Source organism: Dermatophilaceae bacterium Soc4.6 (genome assembly GCA_039889245.1).
Classification (GTDB): domain Bacteria; phylum Actinomycetota; class Actinomycetes; order Actinomycetales; family Dermatophilaceae; genus Lapillicoccus.
In genome coordinates this window covers 1,857,706-1,881,486 of record JAZGVH010000002.1, presented here as the reverse complement: position 1 = coordinate 1,881,486, position 23,781 = coordinate 1,857,706, and the positions used below count along the sequence as shown (strand labels likewise).

General features: G+C 68.6%; 8 protein-coding genes. All 8 read left to right on the top strand.

From position 1 onward, the window contains the following. The first annotated feature begins 361 nt into the window (after positions 1 to 361). The 8 genes from mobF (at position 362) to V3N99_08560 (ending at position 23,651) form a co-directional block, all read left to right on the top strand. Positions 362 to 3,340 carry a MobF family relaxase gene (mobF, locus tag V3N99_08595; GenBank protein MEO3936801.1) on the top strand — a complete coding sequence of 993 codons (2,979 nt, stop codon included), beginning with the start codon at positions 362 to 364 and terminating at the stop codon, positions 3,338 to 3,340. An 873-nt stretch (positions 3,341 to 4,213) separates the two neighbouring features. Continuing rightward, the gene (locus V3N99_08590; GenBank protein MEO3936800.1) at positions 4,214 to 5,128 is read left to right on the top strand and encodes a DNA-processing protein DprA; all 915 of its coding nucleotides are present in this window, start codon (positions 4,214 to 4,216) and stop codon (positions 5,126 to 5,128) included. A 1,183-nt stretch (positions 5,129 to 6,311) separates the two neighbouring features. After that, entirely contained in the window at positions 6,312 to 11,543 is a 5,232-nt protein-coding gene (locus V3N99_08585) for a DEAD/DEAH box helicase (protein ID MEO3936799.1), read from the top strand. Next, the gene (locus V3N99_08580; GenBank protein MEO3936798.1) at positions 11,540 to 14,416 is read left to right on the top strand and encodes a helicase-related protein; all 2,877 of its coding nucleotides are present in this window, start codon (positions 11,540 to 11,542) and stop codon (positions 14,414 to 14,416) included. The genes V3N99_08585 and V3N99_08580 overlap by 4 nt, the downstream gene beginning before the upstream one ends. Continuing rightward, positions 14,413 to 18,477 carry an N-6 DNA methylase gene (locus V3N99_08575; protein MEO3936797.1) on the top strand — a complete coding sequence of 1,355 codons (4,065 nt, stop codon included), beginning with the start codon at positions 14,413 to 14,415 and terminating at the stop codon, positions 18,475 to 18,477. Before V3N99_08580 ends, V3N99_08575 begins: the two co-directional genes overlap by 4 nt. Continuing rightward, positions 18,474 to 21,167 (top strand): AAA family ATPase, encoded by a 2,694-nt coding sequence (locus tag V3N99_08570; protein MEO3936796.1) that lies wholly within the window; start codon positions 18,474 to 18,476, stop codon positions 21,165 to 21,167. The genes V3N99_08575 and V3N99_08570 overlap by 4 nt, the downstream gene beginning before the upstream one ends. Next, positions 21,151 to 22,362 (top strand): hypothetical protein, encoded by a 1,212-nt coding sequence (locus tag V3N99_08565; GenBank protein ID MEO3936795.1) that lies wholly within the window; start codon positions 21,151 to 21,153, stop codon positions 22,360 to 22,362. Before V3N99_08570 ends, V3N99_08565 begins: the two co-directional genes overlap by 17 nt. Further along, positions 22,359 to 23,651: a hypothetical protein gene (locus V3N99_08560; GenBank protein MEO3936794.1), complete on the top strand. Its 1,293-nt coding sequence runs from the start codon at positions 22,359 to 22,361 to the stop codon at positions 23,649 to 23,651. Before V3N99_08565 ends, V3N99_08560 begins: the two co-directional genes overlap by 4 nt. The last annotated feature ends 130 nt before the right edge of the window (positions 23,652 to 23,781 follow it).

The following is a 23,781-nucleotide window of genomic DNA, read 5'->3' as shown; positions in this document are numbered from 1 at the left end:
CCCGGCCTGACCCTCCCCGGCCCTGGTCCGGCGTCACCGTGCAATGGCGTCGTGGCCCCAACGTCTGGTTGCCCTCGGGCACCGACATCGTCACCGAGGACGACACGTCCATGACCGTCTCACCCATCGTGCCCGCCTGAGTCCTCGGACCGGCCGTCACCCCGAAGCCCCTCCATCGGCCCTTCCGCTCCTGGCCATCGACGCGCCACCACGGGCCGCCCTCGAGCCTCCGCCGCCCCAAGCCCACAGGGCATCCACCCGCCCGGCACCAACACCATCCTCTTCCCGCTCCACACGTCTGGCACCCGCTGCGCGGGTGGACCGGTGGTGCCCCCCGGTGCCGGTGAGCCGGGTCGTGACGATGTCCATCAGGCGCATGACGCTGGGAGCGGGGTACCGCTACCTCATGTCCTCCGTCGCCCGGATGGACCAAGCAGGTCCCGCGGCCGGGCTGCAGGCGTACTACGCCGCCAACGGCACCCCGCCCGGCCGGTTCCTGGGCGCCGGCCTCGCCGGCCTCAACGACGGCAACGGCATCCAGCCGGGGGAGGTCGTCACCGAGGAACACCTGTGGCGGATGCTCGGGATGCTGCAGGACCCCGTCACCGGCGCGCAGCTCGGCCAGACCCCACCGGCCCAGCGCACCATCGCGGTCGACCACCTCGGCCGGCCCAGGAAGCCGCCGCAGACCGTCGCCGGATTCGACCTGACGTTCTCCGCGCCGAAGTCGGTCTCTGTCGCGTGGGCGCTCGCCGACCAAGTCACTCGGGCGAGGATCTACGCGGCACACCGTCGCGCCCTGGACGCGGTCATCGCCTACGGCGAGAGCCAGGTCTTCGCCACCCGAATGGGCCAGGCTGGCGTGGTCCAGGAAGACATCCGTGGTGTCGTGGCGACCGCGTTCGACCACTGGGACTCCCGCGCCGGCGACCCGCAGCTGCACACCCACGTCGTCGTGCTCAACCGCGTCCAGGCCGTCACCGATGGGGTCTGGCGCACCCTCGACTCCAAGGCCCTGTTCCGCGCCGCGGTCGGCATGTCCGAGCTCTACAACGGTGTCCTGGCCGACGAGCTGACCGCCGAGCTCGGCTGGGGTTGGACCCCCGAGCAGCGCCGCCGGTCGGCCGAACCGAAGTGGGAGGTCGACGGGGTCCCGCAGCCGCTCCGTGAGCACTTCTCCCAGCGCTCCAGCGCCATCGAGACCGTCAAGGACGACCTCGTCACCGCCTTCGCTGCGTCCCACGGTCGACAGCCCACCGCCCGCGAAGTCATCCAGATGCGGCAGCAGGCCACCCTCGCCACCCGTGGAGACAAGCACGTCCGGCCCCTGCGGGAGCTGATCACCGAGTGGAAGGCGCGCGCCCGCCCTTTCGTCGGCACCGACCCTGACACCTGGGTCGGAAGGCTCACGAAAACCTCACCGCCGCGGCTGCTGTCGGCAGCCGATCTCGACGACGGGCTGCTGCGTGACGTCGCCGCCATAGTGCTGGCAAAGGTCGCCGACAAGCGCGCCACCTTCACCCGGGCTAACCTGCTCGCCGAGACCCTCCGCGAGCTGCACGGGGTCCGCTTCGCCACCCCCTCCGACCGCGTCACGGTCGCAGAGACGACCGCGACGTACGCCGTCGAGCGGGCGGTCATGCTCACCCCACCAGAGCTCGGGCTCGTTCCCGCAGCGCTGCAGCGCGCGGACGGGTCGAGCAAATTCCGGGCCCGCAACAGCGAGCTCTATGCCACCCAGGAGCTCCTCGACGCCGAAGCCCGCCTCCTCGACGCGGCCGCCGCCACCGACGCCCCGACCGCACCCGTCCTGCCAGAGCCAGACCCCGCCGAAGCGGTCGCGGCCGGCCGGGCGGTGCTCTCGATAGAGCAGTCTGCCGCCGTGTCTGCGGTCGTCACCTCCGGACGCCAGCTCGACCTCATCGTCGGCGCCGCCGGCACCGGCAAGTCCACCACCATGGCGGGCGTCCGCGCCGCGTGGGAAGCCGCCCACGGCCCCGGCATGGTCATCGGCCTGGCCCCCTCCGCCGCCGCCGCGGAAGTCCTCGCCGACGTCGTCGGCATCCCCACCGAGAACACCGCCAAGTGGATCATCGAACACCGTCGCCTACCCGAACGGCGCCAAGAGATCCAGGCGTATGCCGCTCGGCTGGCACGCGCCTACCCCTCCCCGGCCACCCGCGACCTAGAGAAGCAGGCGGCAGCCAGCACAGCGGCATACGAGAGGATCTGCCTGCGGCCGGGGCAACTGGTGATCATCGACGAGGCGTCCATGGCCGCGACGGTGGACCTGGACTACATCACGACTGCGGCCAAACGGGCGGGTGGGAAGGTGCTGCTGGTGGGGGACTGGGCGCAGCTGTCACCCGTGCAGGCCGGAGGCGCGTTCAAGCTGCTGGTCGACACCCGGCGTGACGCGCCCGCCCTGCACGACGTACGCCGGTTCCGGCACGAATGGGAGCGCAATGCTTCGCTCCAGCTCCGCGCAGGAAGGACGTCCGTGGCCGCGGCCTACGTGCGCAACGGGCGGGTCGAGTCCGGGCGCCGTGAGGACATGATCGACCTCATCTTCGATGGCTGGCTCACCGATGTCACCGCCGGGCGAGCGTCGCTCATGCTGGCCGCAGACGCCCAGACCGTCGCTGACCTTAACGACCGGGCACGGACGCACCGCGTCGCGGCAGGGGAGGTCGCTGCGCAGGGGGTGCGGCTCGCCGACGGTGTCACGGTCGGGGTGGGCGACGTGGTCGTGACCCGGCACAACCAGCGGGCCCTCATGACAGGACGCGGCTGGGTCAAGAACGGCGACGACTGGGTCGTCCAGGCCATCGACCAGGACGGGTCGATGCGGGTGCAGCGGGCCGGCGGGGGAGCGGCCGCGCAGCTGCCCGCGGCCTACGTGCAGGCGCATGTTGAGCTCGGCTACGCCAGCACCGCGCACCGTGCGCAGGGCCGCACGGTTGACACGGCCCACGCGCACGTCAGCGCGGCCGTGGTGCGCGAGCCGTTGTACGTGATGGCCACCCGGGGCCGTGAGTCCAACCGGCTCTACGTGGACACGACCTACGATCCAGACGTGGCCACAAGCCACGATGACGCCGTTCAATCGGACCCGGTCGAGGTGCTGGAGGGCGTGATCGGGACCAGCGGCACCGAACTCTCCGCGACGGCAACCCGCCAGGCAGAGGAGGAAGCTGCTCACGCCGAGCGGCGCGTCATGGCCCAAGGAGGGGCTGTCCTCGACGTGCACCGCCAGCGACGCATCCCCGCCGGTCGTCAGGCAGAGCAGTCGCGGCTTTACCACGATCGCGGCCTGGCTCCCGGCGGCCCCAGGCTGTGACGAAGACCGGTTGCTGGGAGCCTGACGATATGACAGCAGAACTGCATCTTTGCCACTGAGGTCGTCACCGCCGCCAAAGACCGCCTCGTCGACATTACGGATGCGGTCGACGCCGCGCTCCCGCTGGTGGACCGCGCGAGGAGGACGAGCTGGCGAGGACGGCGAGGCTGCCTAACCCCGGGCCGGACCTCACCGTGGCCCGTGCTTGTCGAACGGACCAGTTGCTCACCGAGCGGCTGGTCCGTTCGACGTCAGGGTGCGGGCTGGGCGGCTCACGCCGAGCGGGACGCGCTCCGACTGCGCTGCCTGACCGCCGCCGGACGGTATCGGTCATGAGCATCGAACCCGAGCACACGGTGCCTGAGGCGGCCGCCCAGCTCGGCTGCGCCCCAGACGCCCTCCGCGACAAGTGCACTTGACACCAAGGCCCCCCACCATCGGGCGCCCCGCGGTCAATGGGGTCTACCTGACCGAGTCCGACATCGCGGAAATCCGGGTGTCTCGGGCTCGTGCCCCCGAGTCAGTCCGGGAACGCTCAGTCAGTGGCAGACCCCAGGGAGAGCAGCGGCGTCCTAAGCTCCCCCCTCGAAACCAGCGGCGCGGTGGGGTTGACGACCACGCCTCCCCGGACACAAACACGACCGCCGCGATCGCCGCGCTGCAAAGTACGGAGCTAGGATTCGCGGACGGCACGTGCCCTGATCGCCCCCTGGCTGCTGCCCGCAGCTGCTGACGTCCGGAATCGCCTCCGCCGCTCCCGGAGGCCTTCAAATGAGTGCCACGGGCCTGTGCAACCATGGCGCAAGCGGCGTCGAGCCGACGGACGGTCATGTCGGTGGTCGAACATATGATCGAAACCATGAGCGAGGTCCTATGCGCGAAATAGACGAAAGTGACGCCCTACTCCTCGCCCTCGTGACCAACCGAGGGAGTGGGCAGACCGTCGCATCACTCGTGTCTGAGGTCCTCACCGACGGCGTCAATGACGTCTGGCGTGAGAGGTTCCCCCCAGACCTACTCGGATCGGCGCATGACGACCTGCTTGAGCGCGCCTCTGATGAGGTTCGCGACTGGCGGGTCAAGGGCTATCGCTTCACCTCGATCCTGCGGGCTGACTACCCCAGGCGGCTGCGAAGCGTTCACGATGCTCCCCCTTTCCTCTTCTACCGGGGCGAGCTTGGGGTCGTGCAGTCCGGCGGCATCTCCGTGGTCGGGTCCAGAGACGCCTCGCCCGAGGGCACCCAGAGAGCGGCCGACGTCGCACGGCACCTCGTCGAGCGCCAAATAGCCGTCATCTCAGGGCTGGCGCGCGGCATCGACTTCGCAGCCCACACCGCTGCGCTGGAGGCCGGCGGGGTCGCACTGGGAGTTATCGCCAGCGGTATCGCGGGCACCTACACCCCCGCCTCCTCCCGCGACCTTCACGACGCAGTGGCTGCTCGTGGGGCGCTCGTCTCGCAGTTCTGGCCCTCCGCCCACGCCCTCCGCCACACCTTCCTGCAGCGAAACGCCACGATGAGCGGACTGGGCTTCGCTACCTTCGTCATCGAAGCAGGGGAGACCAGCGGAGCCCGAGCGCAAGCCCGCCTCGCCATGCAGCACGGTCGCCCGGTGATTCTCACGGACCGCGTCGTCGAACGCACTCAGTGGGGCCGGGCTCTCGCCGACGGTCAGCGAGCCAACGTGCACGTCGTCACGTCACGGGCCGAAATGCATGACGCCGTCTCGCTGGTCACGAGGACGACAAGCCTGTCCACCCTGGACGACATGCTCGTTGCCTCCCTATGACTGGACCTGCCCAGATCGACCCACAAAGCTTCCTGGGAACCCTCGCTGGCACCTACCTGCGCAATGTCTGGCGGAGCGCAGGAGCATGCCGGCTGTGCGGAGGTAGCGCGAATCCCGGATTTGAGACCTGCTACACCTGCAGCTGCTACGCCCCGGGCGACCAACCCTCCGCCGCTGGCTTTCTGGCGTACGGTGCGAACGGCACGACGGCGGGCACGCTCATGTACGGGTACAAGGACCCCGCAGCGACCATCGACCAGCAGGCCATCGTCAAGCTACTGGCTGCTCGCGGATTCGCTCATGCTCGGTGCGCCGAGCGACTGGTAGGGAGCCGCGTCACACACTGCGCCACTGTTCCGTCGACGAAGGCCCGACCGGATGGACACCCACTCGAGCATATGGTGCGCCCGTTCCTGCCGTGGCCTCTGCACCCGATGCGACACAACCCCGAAGTGGCCGCGGTAAGGCAGCGAGTGCAACCCGACCTGTTCGTCGCCGCCGAGCGGCTCCCGGCCGACAGTCACGTGCTGCTCATTGAGGACACGTGGACGTCGGGAAACAAGCCACTGTCCGCAGTGGCTGCTCTCCGCGCTGCTGGGGCAGGACACGTGAGCCTCCTGTGCCTGGCGCGTTGGCTGTCCTTCGATTTCATGGTCAGGCCACCAGGGCCCGCTCCCACAGGACTTCCAGCCACGATCCTCGAGCAGACCGTGTTCGACCTGAGCATCTGTCCGTTCACGGGCTCCGCCTGTCCCTGAGCAGGCCACTCGCAGCGCGTCCCTCGCCCCGTCAGTGGTCGCTGTGATGATCCGTTCGCGCCCACGCCGGCGCGGTCGTCTCACGCGGTTACGGCCACCGCTTGCACCTGGTCGCCGAGGACCGTTGCCGTTGGACGAGGAGTGAGCTAGTTGTATTGACTCGGGAGGTTGTGGACTGAGACGGCGGCCAGGCCAGCCGCGCTAGCGCAGACCGATCTGGCCATGCGGCGCCTCGAGAACCCCAGGCTGGTAACAGCTCTGATAGCTGCCGGGGGTAACCGTGCCGGTCGCCGACCCGTACGGGCTGGTCCCGCTCCTGCAGGCTCCGACTCCGTCGTATTGATCCGATTTCGCACCCTAGGGCGAGGGTGACGTAGGTTGGCGCCTGTAAGAATCTGTCAGGCGTCGAGGGGGCCGAAAGCAGCATGGACGTCTTCAAGGTCCATGAGCAGGTGATCGCCGACTACCGCGCGTTCACGTCGGGGTTCGTGGAGGTACGGGACGAGCGCATCAAGGCATTCGTCCACCAGCAGTTCGACGACGGTGTGCAGTGGCCCGACCCGTGGGTTGGGCTGAACCCCTCCTTTGCGACGGGCGGGTCCGTACCGGAGCTTGTCCGAGAGGGTCTGCTGCACCCGGAGACGGAGCGGATCTTCCGCCACAAGTCCGACCCACAAGACGCCGGCCGTGACCCGATCGTTCTGCACCGTCATCAGCGCCAGGCGGTTGAGATCGCCCGGACGGGCGCGAGCTACGTCCTGACGACCGGCACCGGCTCGGGCAAATCCCTGGCCTACATCGTCCCCATCGTCGACGCGGTGCTCCGCGAGCACGATGATCGGGGCAGCCGCCGTCCCGGGGTGAAGGCGATCATCGTCTACTCGACCAATGCGCTGGCCAACTCCCAGGTCGAGGAACTGCGGAAGTTTCTGCAGTTCGGCTATCCCCAGTGTGGGGAGCCGGTCACGTTCGCCCGGTACACCGGCCAGGAGACGGCGGATGAGCGGCGCCGGATCCTCGCAGACCCACCGGACATCCTGCTGACGAACTACGTGATGCTCGACCTGGTGCTGACGCGCCCGGACGAACGCAACCAGCTGGTCCGGGCCGCACAGGGGCTCCGCTTCCTGGCGTTGGACGAGCTGCACACCTACCGCGGCAGGCAGGGCGCGGACGTGGCGATGCTGATCCGCCGCCTGCGTGACGAATGCCAAGCTGACGACCTCCAACTCATCGGAACCAGCGCCACGATGTCGAGCGAGGGCACGATCGAGGATCGTGCTCGCGTGGTGGCCGGCGTAGCGACCCGCATCTTCGGCACCGACGTCCGGCCTGAACACGTGGTGGGGGAGACGCTGGTGCGGGCTACCCCGGACGTCGACGCCAACGGTGCCCTACTGGCAAATGCGGTCAGCGCGAACGAGAGTCAGCAGCGGCGACCGTTCGAATCCTTCATCAGCGACCCACTGACCAGCTGGGTCGAGACCACGTTCGGCCTCGCTCACGAAGTGACGGCGGATGGTGGGCAGCGACTGGTCCGCCGACCGCCCACCACACTGCCCGAAGCCGCTGAGACGCTGGCCGAGCTGACCGACGTCGACCGGCTGGCGTGCGCCGTGGCACTGCGCAACGTCCTGCGCGAGGGGTCGACCGTCACCCATCCGACGAGCAAGCGGCCGATCTTCGCGTTCCGTCTCCACCAGTTCCTGTCCAAGGGCGACACGGTGTACGTGTCCCTGGAACCCGAGCTCACCCGCCACATCACCGGTAACTACCAGGTCCGCGTGCCCGGGCACCCTGACAAGGCGCTGCTGCCCTTGGGCTTCTGCCGCGAATGCGGTCAGGAGTACCTCGTCGTCGCCCGCACCACGGTCAACGGGGAGAGCCAGTTCGTGTCGCGTCGCGATGCTGACGCCAGCGGTGGCGATGCCGTGACCGGCTACCTCTACATCTCCTCCGACTACCCGTGGCCGGACAAGGCCACCGAGATCAACCGGGTCCCCGAACCGTGGCTGGTCACCGACCCCGGGACGGACCGTGTCGAGGTCATCGAGAGCAAGAGGAAGTACCTGCCGAGTGCCGTGTGGCTGCGCCCGGACGGCGGCGTGGACAACACCCGCACCGGTCTCGAGGCCTGGTTCGTCTCCACCCCCTTCGCGTTCTGCATGCGCTGCGGAGTCTCTTACGAACAGGTCCGCGGTCAGGACTTCGGCAAGCTCGCCACGCTCGACGCCGAAGGCCGTTCCAGCGCGGTCACGCTGCTGTCCGCGTCGGTGGTCCGCAGCCTCAAGAGCCTGCCCGAGTCCCAGCTGCCACCGACGGCACGCAAGCTGCTGACCTTCGTCGACAACCGACAGGACGCCAGCCTTCAGGCAGGCCACTTCAACGACTTCGTCCAGGTCTCCCAACTGCGCGCCGCCCTCTACGCGGCGCTGGTGAAGGCCGGACCCGGGGGGCTGACCCACGACGTCCTCAGCGACGCCGTCACCGACACCCTCGACCTGAAGATGGTCGACTTCGCTCAAGCGCCCGAAGCCAAGTTCGGGGCCAAGAAGGACGCCGAGCGAGCACTCCGCGCCGCGGTCGAGTACCAGCTGTACGTCGACCTCCAGCGCGGCTGGCGCGTCACCATGCCCAACCTCGAGCAGACCGGCCTAGTCAAGCTCGCCTACCGCGACCTGCCCGAGCTCGCCGAGGACGAGGAGTCGTGGGAAGGCACCTACCTCCTCGACCAGATCAGCGCCGCGCAGCGACAAGAGCTGTGCCAGATATTGCTCGACGAGCTGCGTCGCGTCCGCGCGATCGCCGTCGACTGCCTCACAGAGGACGGCTTCGAGCGGCTCAAGCGCCTCACCCGCGCCCATCTCATCGAGCCGTGGAGCTTGGGCGATGACGACCGGATGGTCGAGGCCGGCATCGCGATCCCGCGGCCGGCCAAGGCGGGAGGGCGGCGCACGGTGCTCGCGGTCTCCGGACGGGGTGCGTTCGGCAAGTACCTGCGACGCGACGTGGCTGGCCTACCGGGCAACGCCTCGCTGAAGTCTGACGACTCGCACCGGGTCATCCTCGACCTTTTTCGGGTCCTGGCGCGCGCTGGCGTGCTGGCGCAAAGCGAGGGCCCGGACGGCAGCGAGTACCGCATCAACGCCGGCGCGCTCCGCTGGGTGGCCGGTGACGGAAGCACCGGCGCTGGCGACCCCCTGCGCAGGTCCTTCGCCGGCGAAGAGACCGCACGGGTCAACCCCTTCTTCCGCGAGCTCTACCGCGACCTGGCCCGCGGCTTCTCCGGGCTGCTGGCCCGCGAGCACACCGCACAGGTGCCACCGCAGGACCGCCTCGACCGCGAACGTCAGTTCCGCGCCGGTGAGCTCCCGCTCCTGTACTGCTCGCCGACCATGGAGCTCGGTGTCGACATCTCTGACCTCAATGCCGTCGCGATGCGCAACGTCCCGCCGACGCCCGCAAACTATGCGCAGCGCTCGGGGCGCGCAGGCCGCAGCGGGCAGCAGGCGCTCGTCCTGACCTACTGCTCCACCGGCAACGCCCACGACAGCTACTGGTTCCGCCGCTCCCGCGAGATGGTCGCGGGCTCCGTCATCGCCCCTCGTCTCGACCTAACCAACGAGGACCTCGTGCGCTCGCACGTCCACGCCATCTGGCTGGCCGAGACGAACGAGTCGATGAAGTCCTCCATCACCTCCCTCATCGACGCCGACGGCGACCAGCCCAGCTACACGCTGTTCCCCGACCTGTGGCGTGCCGTCACCGGCGCCGACGTCGCCCGCCGGGCGCAACACCGCGCCGAGCGCGTCCTGGCCGGACTGCGGACAACCTGGCAGCTCGACGGGGGAGACCCCGCGTGGTGGTCTGATGTGTGGGTCCACGACCAGGTCGCGCGCGCACACCAATCCTTCGACGACGCGTTCGACCGGTGGCGGACGCTCTACCGGACAGCCCTGACCGAGGCCAACGAGCAGCACAAGCTCGCACTCAGCACCACGGCCACCAAGTACGACCGCACCATCGCCGAGCGACGACGCACCGACGCGCGCAACCAGCTCCGGCTGCTCCGCAACGACGACTCCGAGGTCGGCGCTAACGACTTCTACAGTTATCGCTACCTGGCCAGCGAGGGGTTCCTGCCCGGCTACTCCTTCCCGCGGCTGCCGCTGGCTGCCTACATCCCAGCCCGCCGCGGTGGCAGGCACGACGGCGACTACTTGCAGCGCCCCCGCTTTCTGGCGATCTCCGAGTTCGGGCCCAACAGCCTCATTTACCACGAGGGCTCCCGATACGAGGTCACGCGGATCCAGCTGCCCCGCGACCCCGGCGAGACGAGCGGGGGCGGAGCGATCACGGAGACCGCCAAGCGCTGCCCCGGCTGCGGTTACCACCACCCCGTGCAGGTCGGCACTGACGTGTGCGAGAACTGTGGTGAACCCCTCGGCGCCACCCAGCACGGCCTCCTGCGGCTCCAGACCGTGTTCACCCGCCGCCGTGAGCGGATCAGCAGCGACGAGGAGGAACGCCGTCGTTCCGGCTTCGAACTCGAGGTTTCCTACCGCTTCCCGGCCCGTGGCGGAGCCCCCGACCGCATCCGCGCCGACGTGAGACGGCACGGCACCACGATCCTCGAGCTCACCCACGCCGAAGCCGCAGACATGCGGATCACCAACGTGGGACGGCGGCGGCGCAAGAACCCCGACGAGCGCGGCTTCTGGCTCGACCTTCGCGAAGGCCGTTGGCTGAGCGACAAGCAGGCGACCGACGCCACCGTCGACACGGACGGTCTCCCCGACGCCCAGGACGTCAAGGAGCGCGAGAAGGTGGTCCCCTTCGTGCAGGACCGCCGCAACATTCTCATTATCCGCAGCGCAACCCACCTTGAGGAGGAGGTCGCGGTCTCCTTGCGTGCGGCACTCGAGCGGGCCATCGAGGTCGAGTTCCAGCTCGAGGACGCCGAGCTCGACAGCCGCGAACTGCCCGACGCCACCGAGCAGGGCCGCATGCTGCTCACGGAGGCCGCAGAGGGCGGTGCCGGCGTCCTGCGGCGACTGGTCGACGAGCCCGACGCCATCCAGCGAGTGGCCCGTAGGGCGCTCGAGATCATCCACTACGACGCGGAGACCGGCGCCGACCTCGAGCACGCCGCCGGGGCCCGTGTCCGCTGCGAGCGCGGTTGCTACGACTGCCTGCTCTCCTACGGCAACCAGTACGAGCACGCGCTCATCAACCGGCACAGCGTGGTCGAGATCCTCCGCAGCCTCCTCGACGCCCGGGTCGAGGCCGGCGCTGGGGGACGCCGCCGCACGGACCAAGCGAAATGGCTCACCAAGCTCGGCGACTCGACGCTGGAATCCCGCTTCATCGCCTGGCTCCAGTCCACGGGGCGCCACCTCCCCGACGACGCCCAGCGGACGATCGAGGCCTGCCGTGCCCGACCCGACTTCGTCTACGACGGCAACATCCCCGTCGCCATCTTCGTTGACGGCCCGCACCACGACACCGACACCCAACAGCAGCGTGACCGCCAGGCCGAAACCCGCCTGACCGATGCGTCGTGGCTTGTGATCAGATTCCGGTACGACGACGACTGGGCCACCCTGGCCGACCAGAACGAGTGGCTGTTCGGTCGCGGAAGGAGCAGCAACGCATGAGCACCTCGCACGCCGTAGGCAGCCTGGTCCGCGCCCGCGGCCGGGAGTGGGTTGTCCTCCCCGGCACCACGTCCGACTTCATGCTCCTTCAGCCACTCGGCGGCGGCAGCGCCGATGTCGCAGGGGTCTTCCCCGACGAAGGCGTTGAAGCCGCCACCTTCCCGATCCCAACCCTTGACGACCTCGGAGACAGCACCTCCACCGCCCTGCTGCGCACCGCACTGCGCGTCGGGTTCACCTCCAGCGCCGGACCGTTTCGGTCGCTCGCCGGCATCTCGGTCAGCCCGCGCAGCTACCAGTACGTCCCCTTGCTCATGGCCTTGCGGCAAGACGTCGTCCGCCTCCTGATCGCCGACGACGTCGGCATCGGCAAGACCGTCGAGGCCGGCCTCATCGCCGTCGAGCTCCTCGCCCAAGGCTCGGCTCAGCGGATGGCGGTGCTGTGCTCGCCGGCCCTCGCCGAGCAGTGGCAGCGCGAACTCTCGACGAAGTTCGGTATCGACGCCGTCCTGCTGCTGACCAGCACCGTGAAAAGCCTCGAGCGCGGCCTGATGATGAACGAGTCGCTCTTCGACCGCTACCCACACGTCATCGTCTCCACCGACTTCATCAAGTCAGACCGCCGCCGCCACGAGTTCTTGCTCCGCTGCCCCGAGCTGGTCATCGTGGATGAGGCCCACAACAACGTCGCGGGCTCCGGTATCGGCCAGAGGGGCCGCCACCAGCGCTACGAGCTGCTGCGCGAGCTCGCCGCGGACAAGAGTCGCCACCTCATCCTCGCCACAGCGACCCCACACTCGGGCGACGACGAGGCTTTCGCCAACCTGGTCGGCCTTCTCCACCCCGACCTCGGCACCGCCGACCTGACCAGCACCAAGGGTCGCGAGCTGCTCGCCGGACACTTCGTGCAGCGACGCCGCGGCGACATCCGCCGCTACCTCGACGAAGACACCCCCTTTCCCAAAGACCGACTCACCCTCGACGTGGCGTACAGCCTGTCGCCGGCCTACCGCGACCTGTTCGACGACGTCCTCGCCTACGCGCGCGACCAGGTCCAGCAAGACGCCGGCAGTGCCAAGGCTCGGGTGCGCTGGTGGTCCGTCCTGGCGTTGCTCCGCGCACTGGCCTCCAGCCCTCGCGCCGCCGAGGCCACCCTGCGCACCCGCGCCGCCAACAGCGAAGCCACCACCGTCGCCGAGGCCGACATCCTCGGCCGCGCGGCCGTTCTCGACGAGAGCGACGACGAGTCGCTCGAGGGGATGGACACTACCCCCGGCGCCCTGGTGGAGACCGACGCTGAGATGGGGACCGACGTAGCCACCACGCCCAGCGCCACCGAGCGCCGACGCCTGCTGGACTTCGCCAACCGCGCCGCCCAGCTCCAAGGCCCCGTTCAGGACCGCAAGCTCGGCAGTCTCACCCAGCAGGTGAAGACGCTGCTCGCCGGCGGCGACAACCCCATCGTCTTCTGCCGCTTCATCGACACCGCCCACTACGTCGCCGAGCACCTCGCAGGCACGCTGGGCACCAAAACCGCCCCAGTGACGGTCATCAGCGTCACGGGACAGCTTCCACCCTCTGAGCGCGAACGTCGTGTCGCCGAGCTCACCGCCACCGACGGCATGCACGTCCTCATCGCCACCGACTGCCTGTCCGAAGGCGTCAACCTCCAGCAGGGCTTCTCGGCGGTCGTCCACTACGACTTGTGCTGGAACCCGACCCGACACGAGCAGCGTGAGGGCCGCGTCGACCGCTACCTCCAGCGCAAAGACATCGTCCGTGCCATCACTCTCTACGGCGAAGACAACGGCATCGACGGGATCGTCCTGGACGTCCTCATCCGCCGCCACCGCGCCATCGCCAAGGCCACCGGCGTCGCCGTGCCGATCCCCGGTGATGGTCAGGGACTCATCGACGCACTCGCCGAGGGGCTGCTGCTTCGCGGGGAGTCGTCTCGTGACCAGCTGCTGCTCGACATCGACCTCAACGCCAAGGCCGCCGAGCTCGAGCAGGCTTGGTCATCGGCAGCTGAGAAGGAGAAGGCCTCGCGGGCCCGATTCGCGCAGAACACCATCCAGCCCGAAGAGGTCGCTCAGCAGGTCGAGGACGTCCGCGCTGCCCTCGGATCTCACGGCGACCTCCGACAGTTCCTCACCGCCTCTCTGCGCTCTCTCGGCTCCACGATCACCGGCACGGACGATGGGTTCACTGCAGTGACCGGCACCCTGCCCCTCGGCGCCCGCACCAGCCTCCCGCCCAGCCTGCACGACCCGTTGCCGTTTCACGCCGACCCACCCGCAGACCGCGGCCACGCAGTCATCGCCCGCACGGACCCAGTCGTGCAAGCGCTGGCCCGTTACGTGCTCGAGAGCGCCCTGGATTCCACCGTTGCCCCCCACGATCGACCCGCTCGCCGCGCCGGCGTGATGCTCACCGAGGCCGTCCGCACCCGCACGACCCTCTTGCTGGTCCGGTTGCGGTTCCACCTGACCTTGCCGACCCCATCCGGGCCTCAGCAGAAGGTCGCCGAGGACGCCTGCGTCCTCGCCTTCGAGGGCGCCCCGGACGCGGCTGCATGGCTCGTCGACGACGAGGCCGAACGCCTCGTCGACGCTCAGCCCGCTGGCAACGTGCCGCTTCCAGTTGCCCATCAGTGGATGAGTGGCGTCCTCACCGGGTTGGGCGCCCTCCAGCCGGTCCTGGCTCAGGTGGCCGAGCACCGCGCGCAGCGGCTCCTCGATGCGCACCTGCGAGCCCGCGCCGGCTCCACCAGGGACGCCGAACGCTCCCGCCGCGGTCTGAGCGTCACCCCCCAGCAGCCCGTCGACATCCTTAGCGTCCAGCTACTCATGCCCACGCGAGGCGCACAGTGAGCGCCCAGCACACTTCGGCCGCCACCGGCGCCGCCCGCCTGTCGACCGTCCGCGTCGTCGGCGGCCTGCTGCCCAACGACGTCGTCACGGCCGTGCTTGCTGGCACCATCGACGGCCTCAAGGGGACCGACTATCACCTCGGCTCCGAGACTCCCCGCGAAGCAGCTGCCCGCGCCTGGACCCACCTGCTCGCCACCTACCGACGCTTCCGTGATGACCTCACCGCGCTCGCTGCAGGCGACCCGGCCGTGGCGGTCACCCGCGAGCGCTGGCTCAGCCAGGTCTTCGCCGAGCTCGGCTACGGCAGGGTCCCGGTCACCCCCGCCGGCGGGCTCACTGCCGGCGAGGGGACAGCGATCAAGCAGTACCCCGTCAGCCACCTGTGGGGGAGCAATCCCATCCACCAGCTCGGGTGGGGCGTGCCCCTCGACGCGCGGAGCCCTGGCGTCGCCGGCGCTGCGCGCGCCCCGCACGCCATGGTGCAGGAGCTGCTCAACCGGAACGACGACTTCCTGTGGGCGATCCTCACCAACGGCCGGACCCTGCGCCTGTTGCGCGACTCCACCACGCTGGCCGGGTTCGCTTACGTCGAGTTCGACCTCGAGGCGATGTTCGACGCCGAGCTCTTCTCCGAGTTCACCCTGCTGTACCTGCTGGCTCACGAGTCTCGCGTCGAAGCGGCCGGCCCCGCTACTCCGGCCTCATGCTGGTTAGAACGGTGGCGTACCACGGCCATCGGCCAGGGTGTACGCGCCCTGACGTTGCTCCGCGACGGGGTCGAGAGAGCCTTGGAGACCCTTGGCACGGGGTTCCTCCAACACCCCCCGAACTCCGCGCTGCGCCAGGCCCTCGCGGACGGCTCTGTCCAGCTCTCAGACGTCCACGCCGCCTTGCTGCGGACGGTCTACCGGCTGCTGTTCTGGGCTGTGGCTGAGGACCGTGGGGCACTGCTGGCGCCGGATGCCACCGCTGACCAGCGGGATCGCTACCAGGACTACTTCTCCTCGGCCCGTCTGCGCGACCTGGCGCTGAAGCGGCACGGCAGCGGTCACGACGATCTGTGGCAGGCCTCGACGTTCGTGTTCAGCGCGCTCGCCCACTCGGACGGCGAGCCCCGCCTCGGACTGCCGGGACTCGGCGGCCTGTTCAGCGCCACCGCCGCCGACGTGCTGGCAGGATCCCGGCTCCCCAACACGGCGCTGCTCGCAGCCGTCCGGTCGCTGTCTGTGGTGCAGCCGAAGGGTGAGCTGCGGCGGATGGTGGACTTCGCCCACCTCGGCGCCGAGGAACTCGGCTCGGTGTACGAGTCGCTCCTGGAGCTCGTGCCCCGCTACGACCCGTTCAGCCACACGTTCGCGATGGAAACGCTGGCCGGCAACGACCGCAAGACCTCCGGCAGCTACTACACACCGTCCGAGCTTGTCGAGCTCGTCCTCGACACGGCGCTCGACCCTGTGCTGGACGACGTCGAGAAACGCACCCGAACACCCGAGGACCGGGCCGAGGCGCTGCTCGCCCTCAAGGTCTGCGACCCCGCGGTCGGGTCGGCGCACTTCCTCGTCGCTGCCGCCCGCCGGATCGCACTGCGGCTAGCGGTGGCGCGCACCGGCGAGCTCGACCCCACGCCCACCGACTACTCCGACGCCCTCCACGACGTGGTCGGCAGCTGCCTCTACGGGGTTGACCTCAACCCGATGGCCGCCGACCTCGCGAAAGTCAGCCTCTGGCTTACCGCGATGACCCCCGGCAAGCCGCTGTCGTTCCTCGACCACCACATCAAGGTCGGCAACGCCCTTCTTGGCGCCACCCCGGCCCTCCTAAGAGACGGCGTCCCGGACGATGCCTTCACCGCCCTTACTGGTGATGACAAGGCCGTCGCCGCCCGGTGGAGGAGGGCCAACAAGGCCGAGCGCGCAAATCGCGGCGGTGACGACCTTTTCAGCGACGGCGCTGTCGACCTAGACCCGGCTCACGCCCGCACTGTCACCGCTGAGGTTAATCAGGCGCTGCGGGCTGCCGCCACTCTTGCCGAGGTCACCTTCGCGGCCCAGCGCTATGCCACCCTCGAAGACGACCTAGAGAGCGAACGCCATCGCCTGGCCGCCGACGCCTGGTGCGCCGCGTTCCTCGTGGAGAAGAGCCCAACCTCGGTCCCGATCACCACCACCGTCGTGGACGACGTCGCCGCCGGAACCGCCGACAAGACAGTCCTGGACGCGGTCAGTGTCATAGCCGCCCGCCACCGACTTTTCCACTGGCACCTAGAGTTCCCCGACGTTTTCGGCATGGCCGACGGCGGCCCTGTCGGCGATACGTACGGGTGGACGGGTGGTTTTGCATCGATTCTTGGGAATCCACCTTGGGAAAGAGTCAAGCTCCAGGAGCAGGAGTTCTTCGCCACACGCGCCGAGGACATCGCCATGGCCAAGAACGCCGCGGCCCGCAAGAAGGGGATCGCAGCCCTGGAGGGCGGGGAGCGCCATGCCCTCTTCGTGGAGTTCAACAACGCCAAGCGTCGCTCGGAAGCCGAGAGCCACTTCATGCGTACCAGTGGCCGGTACCCGCTCACTGGCGTGGGGGATGTGAACACATATCAGGTGTTCGCCGAGCATTTCCGTGGCGTCCTTGCCTCCGCTGGGCGCAGCGGTATCATCACGCCCACCGGGCTGGCGACCGACGCCACTACCGCGGCCTTCTTCGCTGAGACGTTGGGCAGCGCGCGACTGGCTGCCTTCTACGACTTCGACAACGAGTCACGCATGTTCGCTGGTGTACATCACGCGTTCCGGTTCGCCGTCACGTCGATGACCGGTGGAGCGCGTGTAACGGACGTGCAGTTGGCCTTCGTTGTGCGGCATGTGGCGGACATCCCCCTGAGCCGATTCGTTCTAGCCCCAGAAGAAGTGCTGCTGCTCAATCCCAACACCGGCACGCTACCCGTATTCCGGTCACGGGTGGACGCCGACATCACCTTGGGCTGCTACAGGCGGCACCCGGTCCTGATCCGGGATGGCGGCGCAAACTCCTGGAACCTTACCTTCGTGCGCCTGTTCGACATGGCCAACGATAGCGGCCTATTTAGATCCGCCTCCGACTGCGCCGACGAGGGGTTGGCCTATGGCGGCTGGGCGTGGGAGACGTCGGAACGGACCCTGCCGCCATTGTACGAGGCCAAGATGCTGTCCCACTGGAACAACCGGCTTGCCACCTACGCGAACGCTTCCCAAGCACAGCTGAACCTCGGGTCGTTACCACGCCTGACTACTCTGCAACTCGATAATGCGGACGCTGATGTAATGGCCCGGTACTGGGTCGACGAGGACGCAATTTTGAAAGCGCTGCCCGTTTGGTGGGACCGGGATTGGCTGCTCGGTTGGCGCGACATCACGAAGGCGGAACAGTATAGGTGCTTCATACCCAGCGCCTTGCCCGTCTCTGCAGTGGGGCACAAGTTTCCGCTGGCATTCCCCCTCAACCCAACTCACGGTCCGCTTCTTCAAGCGGTATGGTCGTCAATGGCCTACGACTACGTGGCCCGCCAGAAGCTCAGCGGAACGGGAATGAGCTATTTTATTGTCAAGCAACTCGCCTGCCCGACCCCTTCGACGTTCGACCAGCCTGTCTTGTGGGCGAACGCGACCCTTGCGGACTTCGTCCGGCCAAGGGTGTTGGAGCTGGCATACACCAGCCACAGGATGGCCGGCTACGCCCGCGACGTTCTGGCATGGCCCGCCGGCTCGTCGGTCGGCGCACCATTCCGTTGGATTCCGGAACGCCGCGCTCAGCTGATTGCAGAGCTCGACGCCGCGATGCTGCACGTCTACGGCCTGTCGCGGGCCGAAGCCGAGCATGTCCTTGATTCTTTCGTAGTGATGGCCAAGTACGAGATGCGCGATTTGGGTGAGTACCGGACCAAGCGGATTGTCTTCGCCGCGTACGACGCCTTCGCCGAAGCAGCTGCAACCGGGGTCCAGTTCGTCTCCCCACTCGACCCGCCACCCGGCGCGGGTCTCCGCCACCCCGAACGACCGTGGCCGGCACGCACTGAGAGGTCGGCATGACCATCACGCCTGACCCGGCTCCGTCGACGGCACACATGACGCCGGACCCGCAGTGGACCCAGCGCTACCGACTGAGGCTCCGGGCCGCGCTGGAGGAACTGCTTCAGCAACCGGTGCCTATCCCGTTGGCGAAGCTCCAGGCGCTGGCGGAGGCGCGGGTGCCGCTCAACGACTACGACCGCAGTGTCACGAAGAGCGGAGCAGTTCGCGCCTGGAACAACATGAGCTGGCTGCTCACGACCAGCTACGAGCACGCCGGCTGGCTTCACGCCACGTCCGACGGCGGGTTTCGTGCAGCCAGGGAGGGTGCGGACGCCTTGGGCGAGCACCCGGACCCGCAGTCGCTGTACGAAGCATCTGACGTGGCTTATCGCGACTGGGACGCCCTCCGGAAGGCTCCGCTGACTCCTGCCTCGGTCGACACCGCATCTCAGGTCGTACACGACGGGACCGGTTTCAGTCACGCGCGGATGTCCACCGAGCCGGTGATCGCGGCATGGCGTTCCGGCGGCTCGGCACTCGTCCCCGGCGTCAACGTCTGGAGTCACGACGCCGCCACCGCAGCGCGCGACTACTTGGCAGCAGAGCCGACGCCGGCGGGTCCAATGCCCGGGCTGGCGCTCGACACGGCACGAGTGCTCGCTGCCGAGATGTGGGTGTTGCTTGTCGCACCCATCAGCGACATGCGGGGCTCCACGAAGCGTGCCCGGGTCCGCAGTCCGCTGCTGCTCACGAAAGAGCTGCCGCCCGGCCTGCCGTGGAGGATGTCTGCACACCTGGAACAGGGCTTCGTTCATGCCGGTCAGGCACTCATCGCGACACCGTGGCTGATGCTGTCATCCTTCGCGAACCTCGTGGTGCACTGGCATGAGCAGCCTGCTGAGACGCGTGACGCGGTCTGGGACGACCCCTGGGCGTTTCGGGACCTGGCCGCCGCAGCACCGGGTGTCGATCAGCGCGTCGCGGCGCTGCTGTGCGTCGTCGTCCACCCGGCCTCGTTCACGACTGTGCTGCGGCCAGCCGACCGACAGGCGATCGTGGCTGCGCTTGGCACCGAGCCCGGCGAGTCGACTGGGGACGTGGAGAAGGACCTGAAGACGGTCACGCTGCGACTGCAGGCTGAAGCTGATGGCGCGGCGGTTCGCTACGACCAGGCGCCGCTGCTCCAAGCGTGGAGTGACGACGGAGGGCAGCGGGCCTGGCTGGTCCGCGGCGAGGTCGACCAGCAGAACCGGGTCCCCACCTGGGTGCGGCAGGGGATCGTGTCGATCACCGTCGGCAAGCTGACCCAGCTGCCCAAGGAGCCGACCCAGAAGTCATTGGGCGACCTGGTGGACGAGCACTACGGGGACCTTCAGGTGGTGAAGCGGGAGGCCAAGAAGCGCGACGTGCTCTCCTTCGCACTCGGGATGAAGGGAGGCGACCTCGTCGCCACCGTCGACGGCGGAGCGCTCCGGTTGGGTTGGCTGCTGGACGAGGCGGCACGGCTCCAGTCCATCGGAGGGATGACGCTTCTGACGCGCGGAGTCAGCTGGTATGCCGACGTCGCTCCTGATGTGAAGGCACTGCCGGGCAGCATCCGGACACGAGTGCGGTTCAAGGGTGAAGACGTCCTCGACCTGACTGATCTTGCCGGACCTCTCGAGGAGCTCACGGGCAGCGACGACGAGCTGACCCAACCAGGCGACGGTGAGATGGACGAGCTTCTGGCCTCATCCGTCACTGATCCGGAGCAGACCGAGGACGAGCCGGTCACGGTCGAGGTCGCCGTACTGGCCTGCGACGAGAAGGAGCTGGCGGAGAAGCTACATCACGCGGACTCGTCGTGGGTCGAGGAGCTGTTGCTCAGCCTCAATGAGCGCCGGCAGGTGGTGCTGGAGGGGCCGCCAGGCACGGGCAAGACGTACCTGGTGCAGGCACTTCTCGAGGCTTGCGGACTGACGGAGGCCCAGTCGGCGCTGGTGCAGTTCCACCCGACGTACTCCTACGAGGACTTCGTCGAGGGATTCCGGCCGGTAGCGACTTCGGACGCTGGCGGAGCGTCCCTGACGGTGACACCTGGGCCGCTCAAGCGCATCGCGGACGAGGCCCGCAACGCGCCGGGAAAGCCGTTCGTGCTGGTCATCGACGAGATCAACCGCGCGAACATCGCGAAGGTCTTCGGCGAGCTTTACTTCCTCTTGGAGTACCGCGGGGCCGAGGTTGAGCTGCTGTACAGCGCGGGAGAGCGCTTCTCGCTTCCGCCCAACCTGTTCGTCATCGGCACGATGAACACCGCCGACCGCTCGATCGCGCTGCTCGACGCGGCGATGCGACGCCGGTTCGTGTTCCTCTCGATGGGCTCGGATGAGCCAGCCTTGACGGGAATGCTCCACCGCTGGTGCGCGGCCACCGGCCGCCCGACGCAGCTGGCCGACCTTCGCGACCGCCTCAACGCCGAGATGTCCAAGCGTGGCTTGGACCCTGCGCTGGCCTTCGGCCCGTCGTACTTCATGCGAGAGGGCGTCGAGACCCCGGCGGCGCTAGACCGGCTCTGGCGCCGTGAGCTGCGCCCGATGCTGGTCGAGCACCACTATGGCAAGCACGCGCAGGTCGACGCCTGGTACCCGTTCCCCGCATGGGTGCGCGAGCTCGGCCTAGCCGGCACCGGTGCCACCCCAGTGGGTGAGGCGGTTGCCGAGCCGCAGTGACCTGGAGCGGCTGTCCGAGGGACAGACGCTGTACCCGGTCGACCTCACCACCGCGGAGGCCGCTGCGCTCAACACGACGCAGCTGGTGAAGGCCACCCCGCACGAGCTGGGCTGGAAGGTGACGGCCGAGTACTCAGTGGGGGCAGTAGCGCGCGGCGACCTCGTGGTGCGCGTCGCTCCGAAGATCGGGGCCGTCCAGGTGCTGCGCCTGCTCGCCATGGCGGACGGTGCGGCCGACCTGGCCCTCGATGACGAGCGGGTCGAGGTGGCGGACGACGCCGACCTGTCCGCCGTCCTCGCCCGGTTGTTCGTGCTGGAGGCTGCGCATGCACTCGCGGCAGGTCCGCTGCGCGGCTACCGCACCGAAGACCAGACCCTGTCCGTACTCCGGGGGCGGCTGCGCCTGCGGGAGCAGTACCTGCGGAGGTTCGGGCAGCTGAGCCCGCTGGAGGTGACCGTGGATGAGTGGACCGTCGACACTGCCGAGAACCAGCTCATCCGCTCGGCCGCGCTCGTACTCCTGGCACTGCCCGGGGTGGCGGCTGGAGTGGAGGCGGACCTGCGTCGGGTGGACCGGATGCTGGCCGAGGCCGCGCGGCTAGTGCCAGGTGCATCACTGCCGGGGTGGCAGCCGACGCGGTTGAACGCCCGGCTGCATGCTCTGCTGGGGCTGGCCGAGCTGACGCTGCGGCACGTGAGTGTGGAGAGCACGGCGGGGGACACCGTCGTGCACGGATTCCGGGTGAACATGGCCCACCTGTTCGAGCGGCTGGTGGCGCGGCTACTGGCCGAAGTCGACCCGGCCTGGTCGGCGCAGGTCACACTGCCACTGGATCATCGGGACACCCTCGTGATCCGCCCTGACCTGGTGCGCGACGACGGCACCGGATGGACCGGCGTCGCAGACACCAAGTACAAGGTTCTCGACGACGCCGGCAAGGTCTCGAACGCCGACATCTACCAGCTCGTGACCTACGGCGCACGCCTCGGCCTCACCACGGGGCACCTGATCTACGCCGACGGCGGGACACCCCCACCTCGATACGAGGTGATCGGCGCTGACACCGCCATCGCCGTCCACCGGGTCGACCTCACCGCGTCACCGGACCAGCTGCGCGCGCAGGTGTCGGTGCTGGCAGCGACACTCACTCCGGCCCGGATCGAGAATGCACTGAGGATGGTGGAGAGCGCGTGAGCGACGACGAGAGCTTGGCTGGCAGCGAGATCCAGCTGGTGGCTGACGAGCACGGCCTGGCGGTGTTCGGCGCGCCCAGCGCGGTCGAGCAGTTCTTTGCGTCCGAGGGCATGGTCGCTTCGGGACCGGCATCGACGGGTCTGGGCGTAGGCCGCCTCCGTGGACTCCTCGGGAAGGCGTCGGCGGCCACACGGGCCGGCTCCGAGATCGCCGCGAACTCGGGGCGGTGGGTGAAGCTCACTGAGGAGTCGGCGAAGGAGATGAAGAAGTACGGGCTGCGCAAGAGCTCGAAGACCGGTCTCTCGACCGGGGTGCTCAAGGGCAGCAAGGGCCAGGTGAAGGGTTTCGTCCAGTTCGTGCGTGGTCCCGGTGCTGCGCTCACCAACCCGGAAACGCTCGCCAGCGCGTCCGCCTTCATGGCGCAGCTGGCCATGCAGCAAACGATGGAAGAGATCACCGACTACCTGCAAAGCATCGACGCGAAGCTGGATCACGTCCTGCGGGCCCAGAAGGACTCGGTGGTCTCTCGGCTGACAGGCGCTGGCATGGCCATCGACGAAGCGCTGACCGTCAGCCGTGCGCGGGGCAAGGTCGACGAGGTGACTTGGTCAAAGGTGCAGAACCTGACCACGACCATCGCTGAGGTGCAGGGCTACGCCCTGGCACAGCTCGACGGACTCGCGGTCGCGCTCGACTCCGCCGACAAGGTGTCGGACATCGCGAGTGCGACAACGGCTGCGGCGACGTCGACCCAGGAGTGGCTGGCGGTGCTCGCTCGGACGTTCCAACTGCAGGAGGGTCTCGACGTGCTCGAGCTCGACCGGGTGTTCGACACGTCGCCCGACGACGTGGACGCCCACCGACGAGGCTTGGACGAGGCCCGACGCAAGCGGGTCAACGACATCAGCGCGGCGACGGGGCGGCTGCTGGTCCGGATCATGGCGGCGGCAGGCACCGCGAACGAGAAGGTCCTACTGCACCCGGGCGCGTCGCCGCGGGCGGTGCGTGCCGGCGGAAAGGCCGGGGGCGCGATCGTCGACTTCCAGCTGGTGCTCGGACTGGAGTCGAACCGAGGGGAGGTGGAGGTGCGCCGATGGTCTTCTGCGGCTGGTGAAGTTCGCGACCGCGCGCTCGAGACCGGGTCCGCGGGTATAGGTGCGGTCCGACGTGGGGGAGGCGCTGCCTTGGTGCATGCCCGCGAGGGGACCAGCAGCGCCCGCAGGTCAGTACAAGCATTGCCCGGCAGGCTGAAGGCCAGCCGCGGCCGACCCGCTCGCGACCCTGACTGACGGCGGTCAGGGGTAGCAGTCGGTGAAGTCGCGCACCGCAGCAGAGCCCGGAGATATCCATCAGTACCAGCATTTGAGTGAGGTCGGCATCGGACGTTGGACAGCGCCGACTCTCCACCAGCTCGACTTG

Coding starts and splice junctions, on each gene's coding strand:
- mobF (MEO3936801.1), top strand. CDS start 362: ATGTCCATCAGGCGCATGACGCTGGGAGCGGGGTACCGCTACCTCATG.
- V3N99_08590 (MEO3936800.1), top strand. CDS start 4,214: ATGCGCGAAATAGACGAAAGTGACGCCCTACTCCTCGCCCTCGTGACC.
- V3N99_08585 (MEO3936799.1), top strand. CDS start 6,312: ATGGACGTCTTCAAGGTCCATGAGCAGGTGATCGCCGACTACCGCGCG.
- V3N99_08580 (MEO3936798.1), top strand. CDS start 11,540: ATGAGCACCTCGCACGCCGTAGGCAGCCTGGTCCGCGCCCGCGGCCGG.
- V3N99_08570 (MEO3936796.1), top strand. CDS start 18,474: ATGACCATCACGCCTGACCCGGCTCCGTCGACGGCACACATGACGCCG.